The sequence below is a fragment of the Microbulbifer sediminum genome (assembly GCF_021729035.1).
Classification (GTDB): Bacteria; Pseudomonadota; Gammaproteobacteria; order Pseudomonadales; family Cellvibrionaceae; genus Microbulbifer; species Microbulbifer sediminum.
Genome location: NZ_JAJSAP010000012.1, coordinates 65562 through 82157, shown reverse-complemented (window position 1 = coordinate 82157; position 16596 = coordinate 65562). Strand labels below are relative to the sequence as shown.

The 16596-nt window shown below is 60.7% G+C and carries 14 protein-coding genes; 4 read left to right on the top strand and 10 right to left on the bottom strand.

The window, feature by feature from the left end:
• The first annotated feature begins 44 nt into the window (after positions 1 to 44).
• Entirely contained in the window at positions 45 to 2300 is a 2256-nt protein-coding gene (locus tag LVD11_RS16610; RefSeq protein WP_237060796.1) for an ATP-dependent helicase, read from the top strand.
• A 60-nt stretch (positions 2301 to 2360) separates the two neighbouring features.
• Here the strand turns inward: LVD11_RS16610 and LVD11_RS16605 are convergent, their stop codons facing one another.
• The 7 genes from LVD11_RS16605 to LVD11_RS16575 form a co-directional block, all read right to left on the bottom strand.
• The gene (locus LVD11_RS16605) at positions 2361 to 3056 is read right to left on the bottom strand and encodes a DUF4919 domain-containing protein (protein WP_237060794.1); all 696 of its coding nucleotides are present in this window, start codon (positions 3054 to 3056) and stop codon (positions 2361 to 2363) included.
• Positions 3037 to 4302: a patatin-like phospholipase family protein gene (locus LVD11_RS16600; protein WP_237060792.1), complete on the bottom strand. Its 1266-nt coding sequence runs from the start codon at positions 4300 to 4302 to the stop codon at positions 3037 to 3039. The genes LVD11_RS16605 and LVD11_RS16600 overlap by 20 nt, the downstream gene beginning before the upstream one ends.
• A 176-nt stretch (positions 4303 to 4478) precedes the next feature.
• Positions 4479 to 5486, bottom strand: coding sequence for a YhdH/YhfP family quinone oxidoreductase (locus LVD11_RS16595; RefSeq protein WP_237060791.1), 1008 nt, complete (start codon positions 5484 to 5486; stop codon positions 4479 to 4481).
• A gap of 48 nt (positions 5487 to 5534) precedes the next feature.
• On the bottom strand, positions 5535 to 6698 hold the full coding sequence (gene sohB / locus LVD11_RS16590; RefSeq protein WP_237060790.1) for a protease SohB: 1164 nt from the start codon (positions 6696 to 6698) through the stop codon (positions 5535 to 5537).
• A 21-nt stretch (positions 6699 to 6719) separates the two neighbouring features.
• Entirely contained in the window at positions 6720 to 7370 is a 651-nt protein-coding gene (locus LVD11_RS16585; protein WP_237060789.1) for a cation/multidrug efflux pump, read from the bottom strand.
• A 17-nt stretch (positions 7371 to 7387) separates the two neighbouring features.
• Positions 7388 to 8206, bottom strand: a complete 819-nt coding sequence (nudC, locus tag LVD11_RS16580; protein WP_237060788.1) for an NAD(+) diphosphatase — start codon at positions 8204 to 8206, stop codon at positions 7388 to 7390.
• Between the two features lie 13 nt (positions 8207 to 8219).
• Entirely contained in the window at positions 8220 to 9917 is a 1698-nt protein-coding gene (locus tag LVD11_RS16575; RefSeq protein ID WP_237060787.1) for a FimL-related protein, read from the bottom strand.
• A gap of 322 nt (positions 9918 to 10239) precedes the next feature.
• Here LVD11_RS16575 and nhaB point away from each other — a divergent pair, with 322 nt between their 5' ends.
• On the top strand, positions 10240 to 11799 hold the full coding sequence (gene nhaB, locus LVD11_RS16570) for a sodium/proton antiporter NhaB (RefSeq protein WP_237060786.1): 1560 nt from the start codon (positions 10240 to 10242) through the stop codon (positions 11797 to 11799).
• 87 nt (positions 11800 to 11886) lie between these two features.
• Here the strand turns inward: nhaB and dnaQ are convergent, their stop codons facing one another.
• Genes dnaQ through LVD11_RS16555 form a run of 3 tightly spaced genes read right to left on the bottom strand, consistent with a single transcriptional unit; the run spans position 11887 to position 13868 of the window.
• Complete coding sequence (dnaQ, locus tag LVD11_RS16565) at positions 11887 to 12618, bottom strand: DNA polymerase III subunit epsilon (RefSeq protein ID WP_237060784.1); 732 nt, start codon at positions 12616 to 12618, stop codon at positions 11887 to 11889.
• A gap of 1 nt (position 12619) precedes the next feature.
• Complete coding sequence (gene rnhA / locus LVD11_RS16560; protein ID WP_237060783.1) at positions 12620 to 13057, bottom strand: ribonuclease HI; 438 nt, start codon at positions 13055 to 13057, stop codon at positions 12620 to 12622.
• A gap of 22 nt (positions 13058 to 13079) precedes the next feature.
• Complete coding sequence (locus LVD11_RS16555) at positions 13080 to 13868, bottom strand: class I SAM-dependent methyltransferase (RefSeq protein ID WP_237060782.1); 789 nt, start codon at positions 13866 to 13868, stop codon at positions 13080 to 13082.
• 189 nt (positions 13869 to 14057) lie between these two features.
• Here LVD11_RS16555 and gloB point away from each other — a divergent pair, with 189 nt between their 5' ends.
• Together gloB and LVD11_RS16545 are read left to right on the top strand one after the other, a co-directional pair.
• Positions 14058 to 14828, top strand: coding sequence for a hydroxyacylglutathione hydrolase (gene gloB, locus LVD11_RS16550; protein ID WP_237060781.1), 771 nt, complete (start codon positions 14058 to 14060; stop codon positions 14826 to 14828).
• A gap of 197 nt (positions 14829 to 15025) precedes the next feature.
• Entirely contained in the window at positions 15026 to 16573 is a 1548-nt protein-coding gene (locus LVD11_RS16545) for a LysM peptidoglycan-binding domain-containing protein (protein WP_237060780.1), read from the top strand.
• The last annotated feature ends 23 nt before the right edge of the window (positions 16574 to 16596 follow it).

The window sequence follows — 16596 nt, the reverse complement described above, 5'->3', positions numbered from 1 at the left end:
GGCGAACACTGGCAAAATATCCAGTATTTAACCCAGTGGTACCCATGTCTACAGCGCTCACGGAAGAACAGCAGGCTATTGCCAACCATCCCGGCGGGCACGCCAAAATCATTGCCGTGGCCGGTTCCGGGAAGACCACCGCCCTGCTCCACTATGTCCGCAACCGGCTGCTGGCGGGTATCGAGCCGGCGCGCATGCTGGTACTCATGTATAACCGCAGTGCCCGCGAAGATTTCGCCGCGCGCCTGCAGCAACTGGTGGACGGTCCGGTGCCCGGTGTGCAGACTTTCCACAGCCTCGGCTATCGCCTGTACCAGCGCATGATCGCGCGTGGCCATATCGCGCCGGCAAACCTCTCTCCCCTGCCCCAGTCCACCGTGCAACTGCAGGTCTGGAAAGCCATCGAGGATTGCGCACCACCGGAGGAACTGGAGGATATTCGCGCCCGCAAACAGACCGAAGTGGAAGCGGCGGAGTTCTTTATCGACTACACCAAGACCATCCTCACCGGTGACCTGAGTGCATTCCAGGAACTGAAGCTGGGCGATGGGTACATGTATTTCCTGAAGGTTTTCCGGGCCTTCGAGGAATGGCGCCGGGCCCAGGGGGCGGTGACTTACGCCGACCTGATATACGATCCCGCAATCCTTCTCAGCCTCAGCCCCGATATCGCAGCAGAATACGGCGGCCACTATGAGGATATCCTGGTAGACGAATACCAGGACATCAATGAAGTCCAGCATTTCCTGTTGCGAGTGCTCTATGGCAAGTCCGGCAACGTGATCGCCATCGGCGACCCGGACCAGACCATCTATGAGTGGCGTGGCTCAAAGCCTGCCTACCTGCTGAGCTACTTCGACGGCGACTTCCCGCCATCCAATGTTTACCGGCTGAGCCGTACATTCCGCTACGGCCATGCCCTGTCGCTGGCCGCCAACCACTGCATCGGAAACAACCGTGAACGGGCGGATATATTTTGCATCTCTGCGGATGGCGAACGGGAAACAGGAATCGAGCTGGTCAATACGGCACGGGAAACCCGCTGGCTGGTTGAGCACCTGCGCCGCAGCCGCAAGCGTGGCGAGCCGCTGGACCAGGTCGCCATCCTCGTGCGACTGTGGTCGGTGGCGGCACCAATCGAGCTGGCACTGCTGGCGGCGAACATCCCCTACCGCTCTGGCGCCCGCAACACAGTATTGTCGCGAAGGGAATTGCGGCCGCTGTTCTGGGCACTCAATATTGCCTCCGGCCGGTTTGCCGGGCTCACCGTCGCGCGACGCCGCCAGGGACTGTACGAGTGGCTCACCGCACCACATATCCGTATTGCCCGCCGTGTGCTCGAACCCATCTGCGCAGAACTGGCGCAGCAAGACAGCAACTGGGGCAGCCACCTGCAAGCTATCGCACCGGACTCGCTGAGCAAACCGCAGTTGAAACGCCTGCGCCAGCGGGCCAAATTGTTGACGGAAATCGAGAACTGGCGCGGCCTGGCCGGGGAGCTGTTGCGCCGGCAACTGGGCGAGCTGGACTTTCTTTCCGGTATCGCCGATGACAGTTTCACCCCCCAGCAGGGCGAGGAACGCCAGCAGACGGTGCTGGCGTTCTGCCAGTACCTGGACCAGCTGAAACAGCCTCCGGAGCAGGCACTGGGCCACCTGCAGGAATTACAGCAGCAACACCGGGAAGGTACGCAGGGTACCGCGGATGCGGTCCAGATCACGACCATGCACCAGGCCAAGGGGCTGGAATGGGACCAGGTGATCATCCCGTCACTCACCCGGCACAACATGCCCTACCAGCCGCAGCGGGACTTCAGCACACCTGCCTCCCTGGAAAGTGAGCGGCGCCTGCTTTACGTTGCCATGACCCGTGCCCGCCGACATCTTTACCTGCTGGCCCCGGAAACCGCCCCGGAGCAACCAGGTGCCCCCGTTCCCGCAGGGAGGAATGATGAGAAAAGGGAAGGCGACGAGCAGCAGCCATCACTCATGATCGAGGAAATGCAACTTCCCCTGAGCCGCCTGGTGGCAGAGGGACTGCGCACACGCCCGGAGACACTGGCGAGCCCGGTACCGGTCTCGCGCATGGCATTACGGTACATGGAGGCACAGGACTACAACCCGGATATCGAGGCACCACCGGCACAGGTGCGCCGGCCACAGGCCGGGGAAGGGATACGCCACCGCAAGCTCGGCCATGGTCGGGTAGTCCGCTGGGAGGACGACCGGGTGGAAATATTATTCAGCGACCGCCAGTCGCGCCGGTTCGACTGGGATCGGCTGGCGCCGTTCCTGGTGTGACTCCCGCAACGCTCTCCGGCGCCGGATTTCGCCGGCCCCGGTAACCCGCCGGGGATCGGGTCAGTTGCTGTTGTTGGCGGTAGTGTGGGCGAACTGCCGGCTGACGTTAAAGTACAGGTCGTATTCAGCCCCGGATTCGGGGTCGCGCACCTGCATCTTGTCGTATACGCCCTGGCGGTCATAGACAATCGATTGGTCCAACACCTGGAGGCCCTTGAGGCGGACATAACCGCGAAGTTCCGACGTGGTAATGGTATGAAAGGCGCTTTCCTGGCTGAGGCCGTCACCACTACTCTCGATGGCCTCCATCAGCCCCTCCACCATGTAGCGATGGCGATCCTCCCGGGCAAAGTCCGCACTGCGACCGCTACACAGGACACCGATCATGTGCGCTTCAAGGCTCATGTAATTGCCCGCAAGCACCCGATCCACATGCGCCAGGCAGTCGTCGAATTCGGCCTTCTCCACTGCGCTATAGGCCTCCGGCAGGCCCTCCAGCCGCACCCCACCATGGGGGTTGTAGTGCGGCGATTCCACATAGGCACGCCGCAGCGCGTTGAAATCGAGCGTGAAAGAGAGGTTCTTGGCCTCCGCAAGCAGGCGCTGGTATTCGGTCATCGGCATCGACGGCGCCGCCGCCCCGGCATCGGTCGCCACATCCCCGGAGCCTCCAGTGGGCGCACTACAGGCGCTCAGCAGCCCGAGCCAGGCGAAAAGTGCCGACAATAAATAACTCTTATGTGTGCGTATTGCCATTTGCTGATTCCGTTGCCGGTTTAACTCTCAGTCCGAACAATCCCCTGCGTTCAGTCTCTGCCATTTCCACCTGCGGTTGCAGGAACTGGCGCAACTTTTCCTGTTCCCACATTGCATCCTGATACCCTAGCTCGACCAGCTCGCCGATAAAAGGTTTCTCAAACAGCAGGTAACTGGCGGCTGAGGCCCCTCCTCCGGAAGTGGTAGCGCCGGTGGCGCGAAACAGCCAGCGCACCGCCGGCGGCAGGTAGCGCACTTTACGTCCGGCCAGGCGGTCGAGGCTCTGCGATGGCTCGATCACGGCAGAATCGACCGGGCGCAGTGGCGCGAGGCCGGCAAGCTCCTTTTCAGACACCGACTCCAGCAACTGGTTGACGCGATCCAGGTGCTCCAGGTCCCCCTCAAGACTGTCGATAAACGCCGCATTGAAGAGCTGGCCGGCAATCTGGGCAATCGATGGTGAGTGGCGCGGGGTCTTGATCTTGCGCTTGCCCCAGTGCACCGGCGAGCGATTGTCCGATACGCCCACGACAAACACCCGGTTGGCCCCCAGGTGCAATGCCGGGCTGATCGGTGCCAGCTGTCGCACCGCACCATCGCCGTAGTATTCATTGCCGATCTTGACCGTGGAAAATAGCGTTGGGATAGCCGCCGAGGCCATGAGGTGATTCACATTCAGGCGGGTCCGCACACCGTAGCGCCGAAACCGCCGCCACTCGCGCAGGTCGTCGGCGCCCTGGAAAAAGCTCACTGACTCACCGGCGCTATAGGACATGGCGTTGACACAAACTGCCCGCAGGTGCCCGTCATCAATCTTCCGCTGTACATTGTCAAACTGGATCACTTCCCCAATCAGCTTGCGCAGTGGAGAGTTGTCCAACAAGGCCAGGGGCTTCTGCCGCCCGACGCCCTGGTTGAACAGTGAGCGGGAGATGGAAAACATATTACCGAGCAGGCTGCGCCAGCTGCTGCCATAGATATCATCCACCGACAGTCCCAGCCACAGGTCGCACAGCCGGTTTACCGATTCCTTGAAGGTTCCAGGGTGGGACGCCAAGAGGAGCGCATTCACGCCGCCCGCAGAAGTACCGCAGATGATCTGGAAGGGATGGGGGGTATCGTCGGGTACCAGCTCGCCCAGCGCTTTAAGCACGCCGGCCTGGTAGGCCGCGCGCGCCCCACCCCCAGACAGTACCAGGGCACTGGCCTGGTGGGTTAGACGCGGAATTTCTTTCTCTGAGGACAACGCTGCTTACCAAATGACCCAATGTGGGAAAAATTGCCGCCGAACCTCACGGTGCACACAGGCAACATGATCGATTCCTGCTGCCGGACTACAGAGAATAGCAGCAGGCTCCGACGTTTCGATTACCGACCGGGCAAATCGGTCATATTTGCACCCGGCCCTATCCTTCGCGGGCACTAGAGCGTCATATCCACCACGTAGCGACCGATTCCATGGCCCCGGTGCAGGCGTGCGAGGAACTCCGGCGCCTGGTCCAGGGAAATATCCTCGGCGATGCGCGCAAGCTGCTCGCCGATATACCAGTCCCCTGCCAGGCGCTCCCAGACTGATGCTTTTTTCGACAGTGGCAGCTCGACACTGTCCACCCCGAGCAGACTGATACCCCGCAGGATGAAGGGGAATACATTGGCCTGGAACTGGGCGCCGGCGGCCATGCCACAGGCTGCCACCCCGCCCCCGTAGGCCAGGGACTTGATTACATTGAAAAGGGTATCACCACCGACCGTATCCACGGCCCAGGCCCAGAGTGGCTTGGCCATCGCCTTGTTGGCGAACGGCGCCAGCGTCTCGCGATCCAGGACTTTCCATGCTCCCAGCGAAGTGAGGAAATCCGCGGACTCCAGCTTCCCGGTAACCGCCGCAACCCGGAATCCAAGATGCGCCAGCAGGGCCACGGCAATAGACCCAACGCCACCCGTGGCACCGGTAACCAGCACTTCGCCCTGCTCGGGACGGGCACCGGCTTCCAGCAATTTTTCGACACACAGTCCCGCAGTCAGGCCGGCAGTACCCAGTATCATGGACTCCCGCGGCGAGAGTCCCTCCGGCAGGGGAAGGGCCCACTCAACGGGAATGGCGATGCGTTCCGCCAGGCCGCCGGCGGTATTCATGCCCAGGTCATAGCCGGTAACCAGCAGTTGCTGACCCTGACTGAAGGTACCGCTGCGGTCCTCCACCACCGTACCCACCGCATCTATACCCGGTGTATGGGGATACTCCCGGGTTACACCGGGGTTGCCAAAGGCCGACAGCGCATCCTTGAAGTTCAGTGAGGAGTGCGACACCGCCAATTGCAACGGGTGCGCCGGCAGGTCGCTCAATGGCATGTCCACCACCCGCTGGTCGAACTTGCCCGGGGCGACCTCTTCCACCCGGATCGCACGGAACCTTGTTTCCCCACTCATGGGCTGCTCCCTCTCTTCACGTCCACAGGACCGGGACCGGCTGTGGACTTACTGCGCCTGGTGACGCCAGGCCGCCAGCCGGGACAGGAAACGCATCAGCGCGGATTCGATACCGCCCTGTGCGGCCAGCCCCATTTTCTTGGCGATATTGGTTTTTTCCTTGTATTCAACCTGGTACAGCGCGGCCTCGGCCGAGCGACTGGTGAGGTATTCATCGGAGGTCTTAAGCTCATCCACCAGGCCCAGGTCGATCGCACGCTGACCAAACCAGACTTCCCCGGTAGCGACTTTCGCCACGTCCAGGTTGGGACGGTATTCCGCCACAAAGTGCTGGAAGAGCGCATGAATTTCCTCGAGATCGCTCTGGAACTTTTCCCGCCCCTCGGCGGTATTCTCGCCAAACATGGTGACAGTGCGCTTGAATTCCCCGGCAGTAAACAGCTCGTAATCCACATCGTGGCGCTTGAGCAGCTTATTGAAATTTGGCAGCTGGGCCAGAACCCCAATCGACCCCACCATGGCAAATGGCGCAGCGATAATACGATCAGCAACGCAGGCCATCATATAACCACCACTGGCCGCCACCTTGTCCACCGCGATGGTCAGGCGAACACCCGCTGTGCGTACCCGCGCCAATTGGCTGGCTGCCAGGCCGTAGTTGGCCACCATGCCGCCGGGGCTCTCGAGCACCACCAGCACTTCATCGCCTTTCTCTGCCACCTGCAGGATCGCGGTAATTTCCTCGCGCAGGCTGTCCAGTGCACTGGCCTTGATGTCCCCGTCGAAGTGCACCACGTAAACCCGTGCACGCTCATCCCCGGCAGGGACTTGCGCAGTTTTTCCGGGCGTGCCGGCTTCCGCATCGGCCTCGGCCCGCTCCGGCATGTCGGCAATCGGCGGGACCGGCGCTTTACCACCTTTACCCTTTTTCTCCGCCTTGTGCTTTTTGGCCAGCGCCTTTTCCCGCGCCTTCTGTTCCTTGGCCTGCTGCTTCTTGCGCTGATTGAACGTGTGCTTGTCGAGCACCGCGTGTAACAGGGCCTCTTTCATCTGCTCGTAACGATCATTGAGATGCGTCACGCTGATATGCCCCTGCACATGCTCCTTCAGCTGGGCCCGGTTGGCGACAATAAAACCAATGACCACCAGCAGGGCCACCACAATGGTTACTACTTTGGCCAGGAACAGGCCGTACTCACTGAGAAATTCCACTGAAACTCCAGTTTGATCCGTTTACTGCCACTGCTCCATCGCGGAGGTGGCCTGCTTATTGAGTGGTCTCGCCAGCAGCCCGGTATGGGAGATCTTTACCTCGTAGACCGCCCCATCTTCCATCGGCAGGAAAGTTGCGCTGCCGTAAACTGTATCCACCAGTGGCAGGCGCGGGTCAATATCCCGCAACATGCCCCAGACGTCCACGCCATAGGTACTGCCATTTAACTGGTGCACCGTGCGCTGCTTTTCACGCTCATCCTGCAGCGTCAGGTAGCGTCCGCTGAGCCGATCCAGCCGGTACGCCGGCTTGATACCCCAACGGGCCAGTGGCCCCTTCCACTTCAGCATGCGCGCATCCAGCTGCCACTGGTCCCCGTTCAGCTGGAACTCCTGGGTTATACCGTCGGCATCAGCAAAGCTCACCATGAACTGCTGCTCATCGAGCTTTTCGAAAGAGACGGTGCCCACACTGTGCTCTTCGGCCAGGTTACGGTAGCTGTATACGTCTGCCGCCACCAACACGATCATCAGCGCCGCCGCCAGCAGGGCCAGACCGACTGTGCCGCGGATAAACCCAAGTAGCCAGCTGCCTTTCAACAGCACCTTGCCGCCCCAGAACACCAGCAGCAAGGCGAGCAGTGCAATCAGGAATGTGATGGCGATATACATGATTTTCAATGCTCCGTTTAAACTGGCTTTCCGCTTGCCGCGCGCACAAAGCCACGAATCAGTTGCCCCGAGAGCGTCTGCGGCGGCGGTATTTCCGCCGGCAGGTCGCTGTAATGAAACCAGTGCGCCTCGGCAATCTCGACCCGATCCGGCTTGAGCCCGCCGGCAAGCCAGGGCACCGTGTAACCGAGCATCAACTGCCCGGGAAACGGCCATGGCTGGCTGCCGATATAGTGCGGCTGGCCGACCACCAGCCCCACTTCTTCATTAACCTCCCGCGCAACAGCCTGCTCAGCACTCTCGCCCGGCTCTATAAAGCCTGCAAGCGCGGTGAACAGCCCGTGTCGGTGGTGCGAATGCCTGGCCAGCAGGCATTCCTCACCGCGGGTCACCAACATGATGACACAGGGCGAGATCCGCGGGTATACCGATAGCTGGCAAGAGGGGCAAATGCGGGCACGCTCCCCCCGGGGGGAGCAAATGGTGGCAGAACCGCAGCGACCACAGTAGCGGTGATCAGTATCCCAGTTGCCTACCTGCATCGCCCGTCCGGCGAGGAAGAACATTTCCTCCTCCACGAGGCCGAGCAGGGACCGCAACCCGCGCCACTCGCAACCCGGGACATCCACAGCCGCCGACAGCAGGTGCACACCGCAGGTTTGGCCCGACAGTTCGCCGAGATAATGAGAAGCAACCACCAGTTCTGCAGGGACATCCAGGCGGTCGTGGACAAATACCTCGCCGGCGCACAGCAGCTGCCCGCCGGACACATAAATATGGCACGAAAATACCGGCTGGGGACTCAGGACGGCCGCAGGAACAAATTGATGGCTCACGGCATGCGTCTGCTCAGGCAGCCTCTACCGGGTAGCCGAGCGCCTCGAGACTCTCAACAGCGAGCTTCAGGGATTGGGTATCCGCCTTGCGGTGCATCTTCACCTCGCCCAGGTAATACTCAAGGCTGATGATGGCATCGGCAAAGGTATCGAGGGCCTGCTCAATTTCCGGTACGGCCTCGCGCTGCTGCATCACCGTGTCGACGAAGTCGATCAGCCTCTCGGCCACCCCTGAGGCCTGGGTCAGATTTAGCACGATCATGCCACCGCGCACCGAATTGAGAGTGGTGGACACATTGCGGATATGCCCGTAGTCGTACTCAGACTCGGCATAGGAAGCCAGCGCGCGCTTGATCAGGGACAGCCCCGCCTCGGCCTCTTTCAGCACTGCCATCTCGGCCTCTGCCAGCTGGCTCATTTCTACCGCAGCGTCCGCATGGCCGAATTCATCGACATCGATGCTCGAACTCTGCCGCAAAGCGCGGATCGCGTTGTCCACCTGCAGCACCTGTTGAGTGAGCTTTTGCAATGCCGCCTCGCCGGCGCCACCGCTGACCCGAGCCTCGGATCGAAATTCCTCGACGGCCTTGCCCAGGCCCGATCCGACCTTGTGGAAATTAAGCAGCAACAGGATATTGGAAATTTTTCGCAGGTCGCCCATCAGGCCCTCGTCTTCGCACAGACCCGCAACCCCGAGAGTCTCGACATCATCGAGCATGCGGCGCACACCGGAGAGCTCTTCATCCAGGGCGCCCGCAACGGCTGCAATAGCCGTGGCCCCGGGCCCGCCGAGACTGGCGCGCTCCCGCTCCAGCTCCGCCTCACTATAGCCGAGCCCGGATACATTGAACGCTTCAAGGATGCGTCCACCCTGGCCCCGCGGCGCCGACAGGGCAAGCCAGTAGAGACTTTCCTTGAGTAATACGGCCGGTGGCGCCTGGTCCAGAGCCTTGTCCCCGTCCCGCTGCAGGGCGCGCAGGCGGCGATCAAGCATACTGAAAACCATGACCCGGGAACGGCTGATGTGCATCTGGCTTGACGCCATGCCGGCGAGAGCCGCCCCGGCAACGGACCAGAGCTTACCAATCGGGCGGCCGGCTGACACGCTGGCGACTCGCTGCAATGCACGGGCCATCATGGTGTAGGCCGGCTGGCAGGGCTTACCCTGCAGCAACGCCAGCAGCCCGACCTGGTACATATGGCGGAAGCGCCGCACAAAGTTACGCAGGTCCTCTGACATGACCGCGGACGACACCGCACCGGGGACATTGGCATCCAGCCGGCAGCTGAAGAAATGACTCTCGGGCACAGGCGGCTCACTACGCGTCGCCCGGACATGGTTGATATAGGGAATCAGCAGCTCCGGCCGGGCAATTCCCTTGTTCTGCACAAAGTCGAGATAGCGGATAATCACGTAAAACGACGTACTCAGTGCTTCCATCACCTCCGCCGCCGGCTGTTGCGTGCCTGCCTCCAGTTCGTTCAGGGCGCCCAATATTTCCTGCGCCAGCAGCTCGGCTCCTGCCAGCTGGACCATCTGCAAAACACCGCAGATCTGGCGCACAGCGCCGACACAGGACTCCAGAGCCTGGCGGTTGCCCGAGTCCACAGCAAACTGGTCCAGCTGCGCCGCAGCACTGTCGACGGCCGTTACCAGTTCTTCCTTAACCAGGTTCACCGAGGTTACGTTGATGTTGCGTGATTCTGTCACTGCTAAAAGACGCCTTTTATCTCATCAATGTGATTATCATTTGACCAGTCGTGGGCTTCCCGGCCCGTGGAAGCTGGCCAATTTATACTAAACTCATCGAGATTCCACTATTGGGGTGTCTATTTCCATCGATCAATCGACATTTCCTGTGCCGTACCGATTCGCAGGGAAGGGAACCCCTGAAATCCCCGGCTGTTGACGCAGTTTCCACCACCCAGACCAGTCAGCCCCAAACGATACATACAGCGATCATTACAGTGATGCGACCATCGACACCCGCACACCCGCCAGCGGTCCCGGGAAGCGGGAGGGATACGAACTCATGAACCCTTCGCACCGCCCTACCCCTCCCTCCGGCAGATCACCTCACCGCGTACAAGGGGGGCTGGGACGGGCCTTTGCCGTCAATTTCCTCGGGGAAGCGCCGGATTGGTACAAGCTGACGATTGCCGCGTTCCTGCTGGCCAACCCGATACTCCTGTTCCTGGCAGGCCCATTCGTGACCGGCTGGACACTAATCGGCGAGTTTATCTTCACCCTGGCAATGGCGCTCAAATGCTACCCACTGCCACCCGGTGGGCTGCTCGCCATCGAGGCCATCCTGATGGGCATGACCTCCACTGATGCCGTTTTCCACGAGGTCACAGCCAATATCGAAGTCCTCCTGCTGCTGATGTTTATGGTCGCCGGCATCTATTTCATGAAAGGCCTGCTACTGTTCCTGTTCACCCGCATTCTCCTCAAGGTCCATTCCAAGACACTGCTGTCACTGCTGTTCTGTGGTGTGTCCGCTGCCCTGTCGGCATTCCTGGACGCGCTGACAGTCACCGCGGTGCTGATCGCCGTGGCGATCGGGTTCTATGCGGTCTACCACCGGGTAGCAAGCAACCGGCCACACCACCAGGACAGTCATGACCACTCGTCCGACGAACATGTTGTGGAATACCATCGCGAGGATCTGGACCAGTTCCGGGCATTTCTCCGGAGCCTGATCATGCACGGCGCCGTGGGCACTGCACTGGGCGGGGTCTGCACCCTTGTGGGAGAGCCGCAGAACCTGCTGATCGCGGAAAAGGCCGGCTGGGAGTTTTTGCAGTTTTTCCAGCGAATGGCGCCGGTGACCATACCCGCCCTGCTCGCCGGGCTGGCCACCTGTGCACTGCTGGAGAATGTGAAAGTCTGCGGCTACGGCGCGCGATTGCCGTCAGCGGTGCGGGAGGTGCTGGATAGGTACGCCCACGAGCGGGAACGGAAGCGCGCGCTACGCGACGTCGCAGACCTGTGGGCACAGGGCGTCGTGGCGGTGTTGCTGGTGCTGGCCCTCGCCTTTCACGTGGCCGAGGTGGGCATCCTCGGCCTGGTGGTGATTGTCCTGCTGACTGCGGCCAGTGGTGTGGTCCAGGAGCCGCGAATTGGCCATGCCTTTGAGGAAGCACTCCCCTTTACGGCGCTGCTGGTGGTGTTCTTTGCGATTGTTGCGGTGATACATGAGCAACACCTGTTCGAGCCAGTAACCCGCTGGGTACTGAGCCTGGACGAGGAGCGGCAGCTCCCGATGCTGTTTATCGCCAATGGGCTGCTGTCAATGATCAGCGATAATGTTTTTGTGGCTACCGTCTATATCGACGAGGTCAAGAATGCACTTGAGGCGGGCGAGATCAGCCGCGAACACTTTGACAGGCTGGCAGTCGCCATCAACACCGGCACCAACCTGCCCAGCGTTGCAACCCCGAACGGCCAGGCGGCGTTCCTGTTTCTGCTGACATCCGCACTGGCACCACTGATCCGCCTCTCCTACGGGCGCATGGTATTGATGGCGCTCCCTTATACAGTGGTCCTGAGCACAGTGGCCCTGGCCTGTATCGTGTGGATTATCGCCTGAACAGTACGCGCAATACCCCGTATAAGCCGGCTGGGCCAAAAAACGGGCCTGCCGGCCCGCCTTTCACTGCGATTAAAGCCGGCGGTGTCATTTCCAGAAATGCGCACCGGCATTTTTCTGCAGCAACTCAAGCATTTCCTCGTGTGCCTGGAGCTCTTGCGCGGACGCCCCGATCACCGCGAGTGGTTGCCGGTCCGCCGGCAGGCGCCGTACAGCGCCCGGCGCAAACTGCTGGCTGTCCTCGCCCGACTCCCCGTCAGAACCCTGCTCCCCTCCCTGGGAGAGTGCCAGGTCCGTCTGCCCACCGGTCATAGCCAGGTAGACGTCGGCCAGGATCTCGGCATCAAGTAATGCACCGTGCAGGTCGCGCTGGGAGTTATCGACAAAATAGCGCTTGCACAGCGCGTCCAGGTTGTTCTTCTGGCCCGGGTGCTTTTCTCTCGCGAGGGTCAGGGTATCCAGCACACCGCAGTGGGCGGACACACTTTGCCAGCGCGGGCTGCCCAGCAGTTTCAGCTCCCAGTCGATGAAGCCGACATCGAACGGCGCATTGTGTATGACCAGCTCTGCGCCCTCACAGAAGGCCATGAACTCGTCGACAATTTTGGCGAAAACCGGTTTGTCGTGCAGGAATTCGTTGGTAATTCCGTGTACTTCAATCGCCCCGTCATCCACCTGTCTTTCCGGGTTGACGTACTGGTGGTAGTGACGGCCAGTGGGCTTGCGATTGACCAGCTCGACACAACCGATTTCAATAATCCGGTGACCGCTCTTTGGGTCCAGGCCGGTAGTTTCTGTATCCAGGACAACCTGACGCATGTCAGCCCTCCAGTTCGTCTATGCCGCGGTTCGCCAGCTGGTCTGCCCGCTCGTTACCCGGGTCGCCGGCATGGCCCTTGACCCAGTGCCAGTGCACCTCGTGGCCGGCAATTCCCTCGTCGAGGGCCCGCCACAGGTCGGCATTTTTCACCGGCTTTTTTGCCGAGGTTTTCCAGCCGTTCCTCTTCCAGGATTTGATCCAGCTGGTGATACCCTGCCGCAGGTACTGGGAATCAGTATGCAGGTCCACGCGACAATGTTGTTTCAGGGCCTCCAGGGCCTTGATTGCAGCCAGCAGCTCCATACGATTGTTGGTTGTATGGGCCTCGCCACCATAGAGCTCCTTTTCCGCGTCGCCGTGAATCAGCAATGCGCCCCACCCGCCGGGACCGGGGTTCCCCCTGCAGGCACCGTCGGTATAAATTGTTACTTGTTTCAATGTGATTGTTTTCTTCTGGGTTTCAGCGTTTCGAATGGCCCCGCCGTGCGGCCACACGGGGAGCTGAGGGGACCGGGCGCAACGCCGGCTTTCGCTCACCGCGCCACTGTATGCGGAGTGTTCGCATTCGCGCCACTTCTTTGCGCGCGACTATGATGTAAAACCCTCCCCAAGGCAAGTGCCAGCGCGCCCCGAGCCGTTCCATCCAGGCGGTGCGGGCGAGCAGCTCGCGATGCTGCAGGGGCAACCGGAAAAAGCCGCGCTCGACCCTGTTCGCCTGCAGGTCCAGCAGGTTCATCCAGTCTTCCAGGCGGGCGGCGCGGAGGTGGTTCCCCTGTTGCACTGAAGCGCGGGAGAAGATCAGGCGTGACGCCCCCAGCAACGAGAAAGGGTTGAACCCAAGCAGCACCAGGTGACCACCGGGTATCAGTACCCGGGCGGCCTCACGCAGGACCTGGTGGGGATGCTCGGAAAAGTCCAGCAGGTGATGAAGCAGCACGACATCTATGGATTCCGAGGGCAGCGGCAGCTGCTCGAACTCGACCAGGGCTGCGCCTTTTTGTCGCGGCGTGGGGCTCAAGCGAAAGCAGTGGTTGATGCGGCTACAGGCCGCGAAGTCGATGGCATCGGTCACACCCGCCTGCAGCAGGTGATAACCAAACAGGCTTTCGACAAGTGGCTGTGCCAGAGCAAGTTCCTGGGTGAGGATTTCCTGCCCGAGGCCACTCTCAAACCACCGGGCTACATCCGTGCAGGATTGTGCGAGACTCGCCCCCTCAGTCGTACGCCTATTGCCTCGTGACTTTGCCATTGGCTCTCCGAGTGGATTTTTCATTCCTGTCACGGACCTCGCCCGCAACAGGCTTGCACAGCGCCTGAAAAAACGCAAACCGATCCCTTCACGGGGAAGGGCTGGACAACCCTGTGCTCACGAGCACCGCCACGGCATACCCGTTACACTATGTTATCGTTACCAGACCAAGATTAACCGGCAAAAACCATGCTCACAATATCTCCTATTCCGGCGTTTAACGACAATTATATCTGGCACCTGGAGAGGGACAGCGAGCACTGGGTGGTCGATCCTGGAGATGCCCGCCCGGTAATTGACGCCCTCGGCTCAAACCATCTCCACGGTATCCTCATCACCCACCATCACCTGGACCATACCGGAGGCGTGGCAGAGCTGAAGAAGCGCTATGAGTGCCCTGTTTACGGCCCGGGCTCCATCCCGGGTGTCACCGACAACCTCGAGGATGGCGACGAGCTAAGCGTACTGGGGTGCCCGGTAAGGGTAATTGCAGTGCCGGGACATACCCTTGACCACCTTGCATTACTGATGGATGAGAGCAGCGGCGACGGGGTCCACCACCACCTATTCTGTGGGGACACGCTGTTCGCGGGTGGCTGTGGCCGCCTGTTCGAGGGCACCCCGGAACAGATGTATGCTTCCCTGTCACGGCTGGGCGCCCTGCCTCCGGAGACCCTGGTCTACTGTGCGCACGAATACACCCTGGCCAACCTCCGCTTTGCCTCTGCCGCCGAGCCGGGCAACAGCACGCTGCAAAAACGGGTATCGGAGACCGAGACCCTCCGTGCCCACGACCGCGTGACCTTGCCGTCGACGATCGGCGAGGAACTGGCAACCAATCCCTTTCTCCGCTGTCATATCCCCGCCCTTGCCCGTTGTGCCAGCATGCACGGCGCTGACAACAACCCCGGCGAGGTGGAAGTGTTCGCCAGCCTTCGCCAGTGGAAGGACAATTTTTAACCAGGCCAGTCCTCAACCTGGCAGCAAAACAAACTGTATATTCCTTAATCAAGGCAATTTGCGCAAAAACTAGCCAGTTTCCATTGACCGAAACCTAAACAGCTCTTTAGAATCAGGCTATTAGAAACAAAAGCTCAGGCTCAATAGCAAATTAAACGCCTGCGCAACCTGAATACACAAAACTCGCGGAAACCGGCATGGTTCACAAAAAACTGGCCGTTGCTGTATTGGCAGCGACAATGGGGGCCTGCGCGCAGCTCGAAGAGCAAAAGGCGCCGCAGCAAAATGCACCGGACGAGTGGGAAGGAACCCATGCACAGTCAGACAACCCTGTAGACACAGCGCCAACCGTAGAGAAGGCCATGCCGCCGGTGGATATCTGGGACCGCCTGCGTCGCGGCTTTAATCTGCCACGGCATACAGAGCATCCCAAAGTCCGCGATTACATCGCCTACTACTCCCGTAACGAGGGCTATATGGCCCGGGTTACCGAACGGTCGCGGCGCTATATCTTCCACATCGCAGAGCAGCTTGAGGAAGCCAATCTGCCGATGGAACTGGCCCTGCTGCCCATCGTTGAAAGCGCCTACGATCCTTTCGCCTACTCCCACGCGCGGGCCTCAGGCATGTGGCAGTTCATTCCCGCCACCGGTCGCTCGTTCGGCCTGCACCAGAACTGGTGGTATGACGGCCGGCGCGACGTGGCTGCCTCCACCCGCGCTGCCATCAAATACTTTGCTTACCTGAACAACAAGTTTGACGGCGACTGGGCACTTACCCTTGCGGCCTATAACGCCGGGGAAGGCACCGTGCGCCGTGCACGTGAACGCAATGCCCGTCGCGGTAAAGGCACCAGTTACTGGGACCTGCCACTGCCGCGGGAAACGCAGCGCTATGTCCCCCAGTTACTCGCACTGGCAGAAGTAATCTCCCGCCCGGACTACTACCGGGTTCCGCTGCACGATGTGGCCAACGAACCCTATTACACCACGGTCGATGTAGGCAGCCAGATAGAGCTGGCCCAGGCGGCGGAACTCGCAGATATCGAGATTGAAGAGTTGCAGCTACTCAATCCGGGATTCAGCCGCTGGGCGACCGATCCCAACGGATCGCACCAGTTGCTGATCCCCATCGACAAGCGCGATCACTTCCTGTCCGCGCTGCAGGAATTGCCGGAGGAGCAGCGGGTCAGCTGGGAGCGCTATCGCATCGTGCGTGGAGATAACCTCTCGACCATTGCCCGTCGCTACGAGACTTCCGTTGAAGCGATCCGGCAGGCCAACAACCTGCGCGGCAACAACATCCGTGCTGGCAAAACCCTGTTGATCCCGCGTGCAGCCGGCGCCAACGGGCAATACGCCTACGCGCTCGACCAGCGCGTGGGCAGCGGTAAGGGCAGCAGCGGCCAGCGCAAGACCAGCTATACCGTGCGCCCCGGAGATACGCTGTGGGGCATTGCCCGCTCACTCGGGGTCACCGTGCGCCAGCTGTCCAGCTGGAACAATATGTCGACTGGGGAGACCCTGCGCCCCGGGCGAAACCTTGTGGCCTACAGTGGTTCTGGCAGCAGCGCCACCCGTAAACTTTCCTACCGGGTGCGCAGTGGCGATTCACTCTATCGTATCGCCCGCAAATTCAGCCTTGAGATCGACGATATCCTGCGCTGGAACAAGATCAGTAAATCCAGCTACCTCCGGCCAGGCCAGCGCCTGACCCTGTTTGTCGACAGTTCCGCCAGCGGTTGAGACTGACGCTACTACAACGAAAC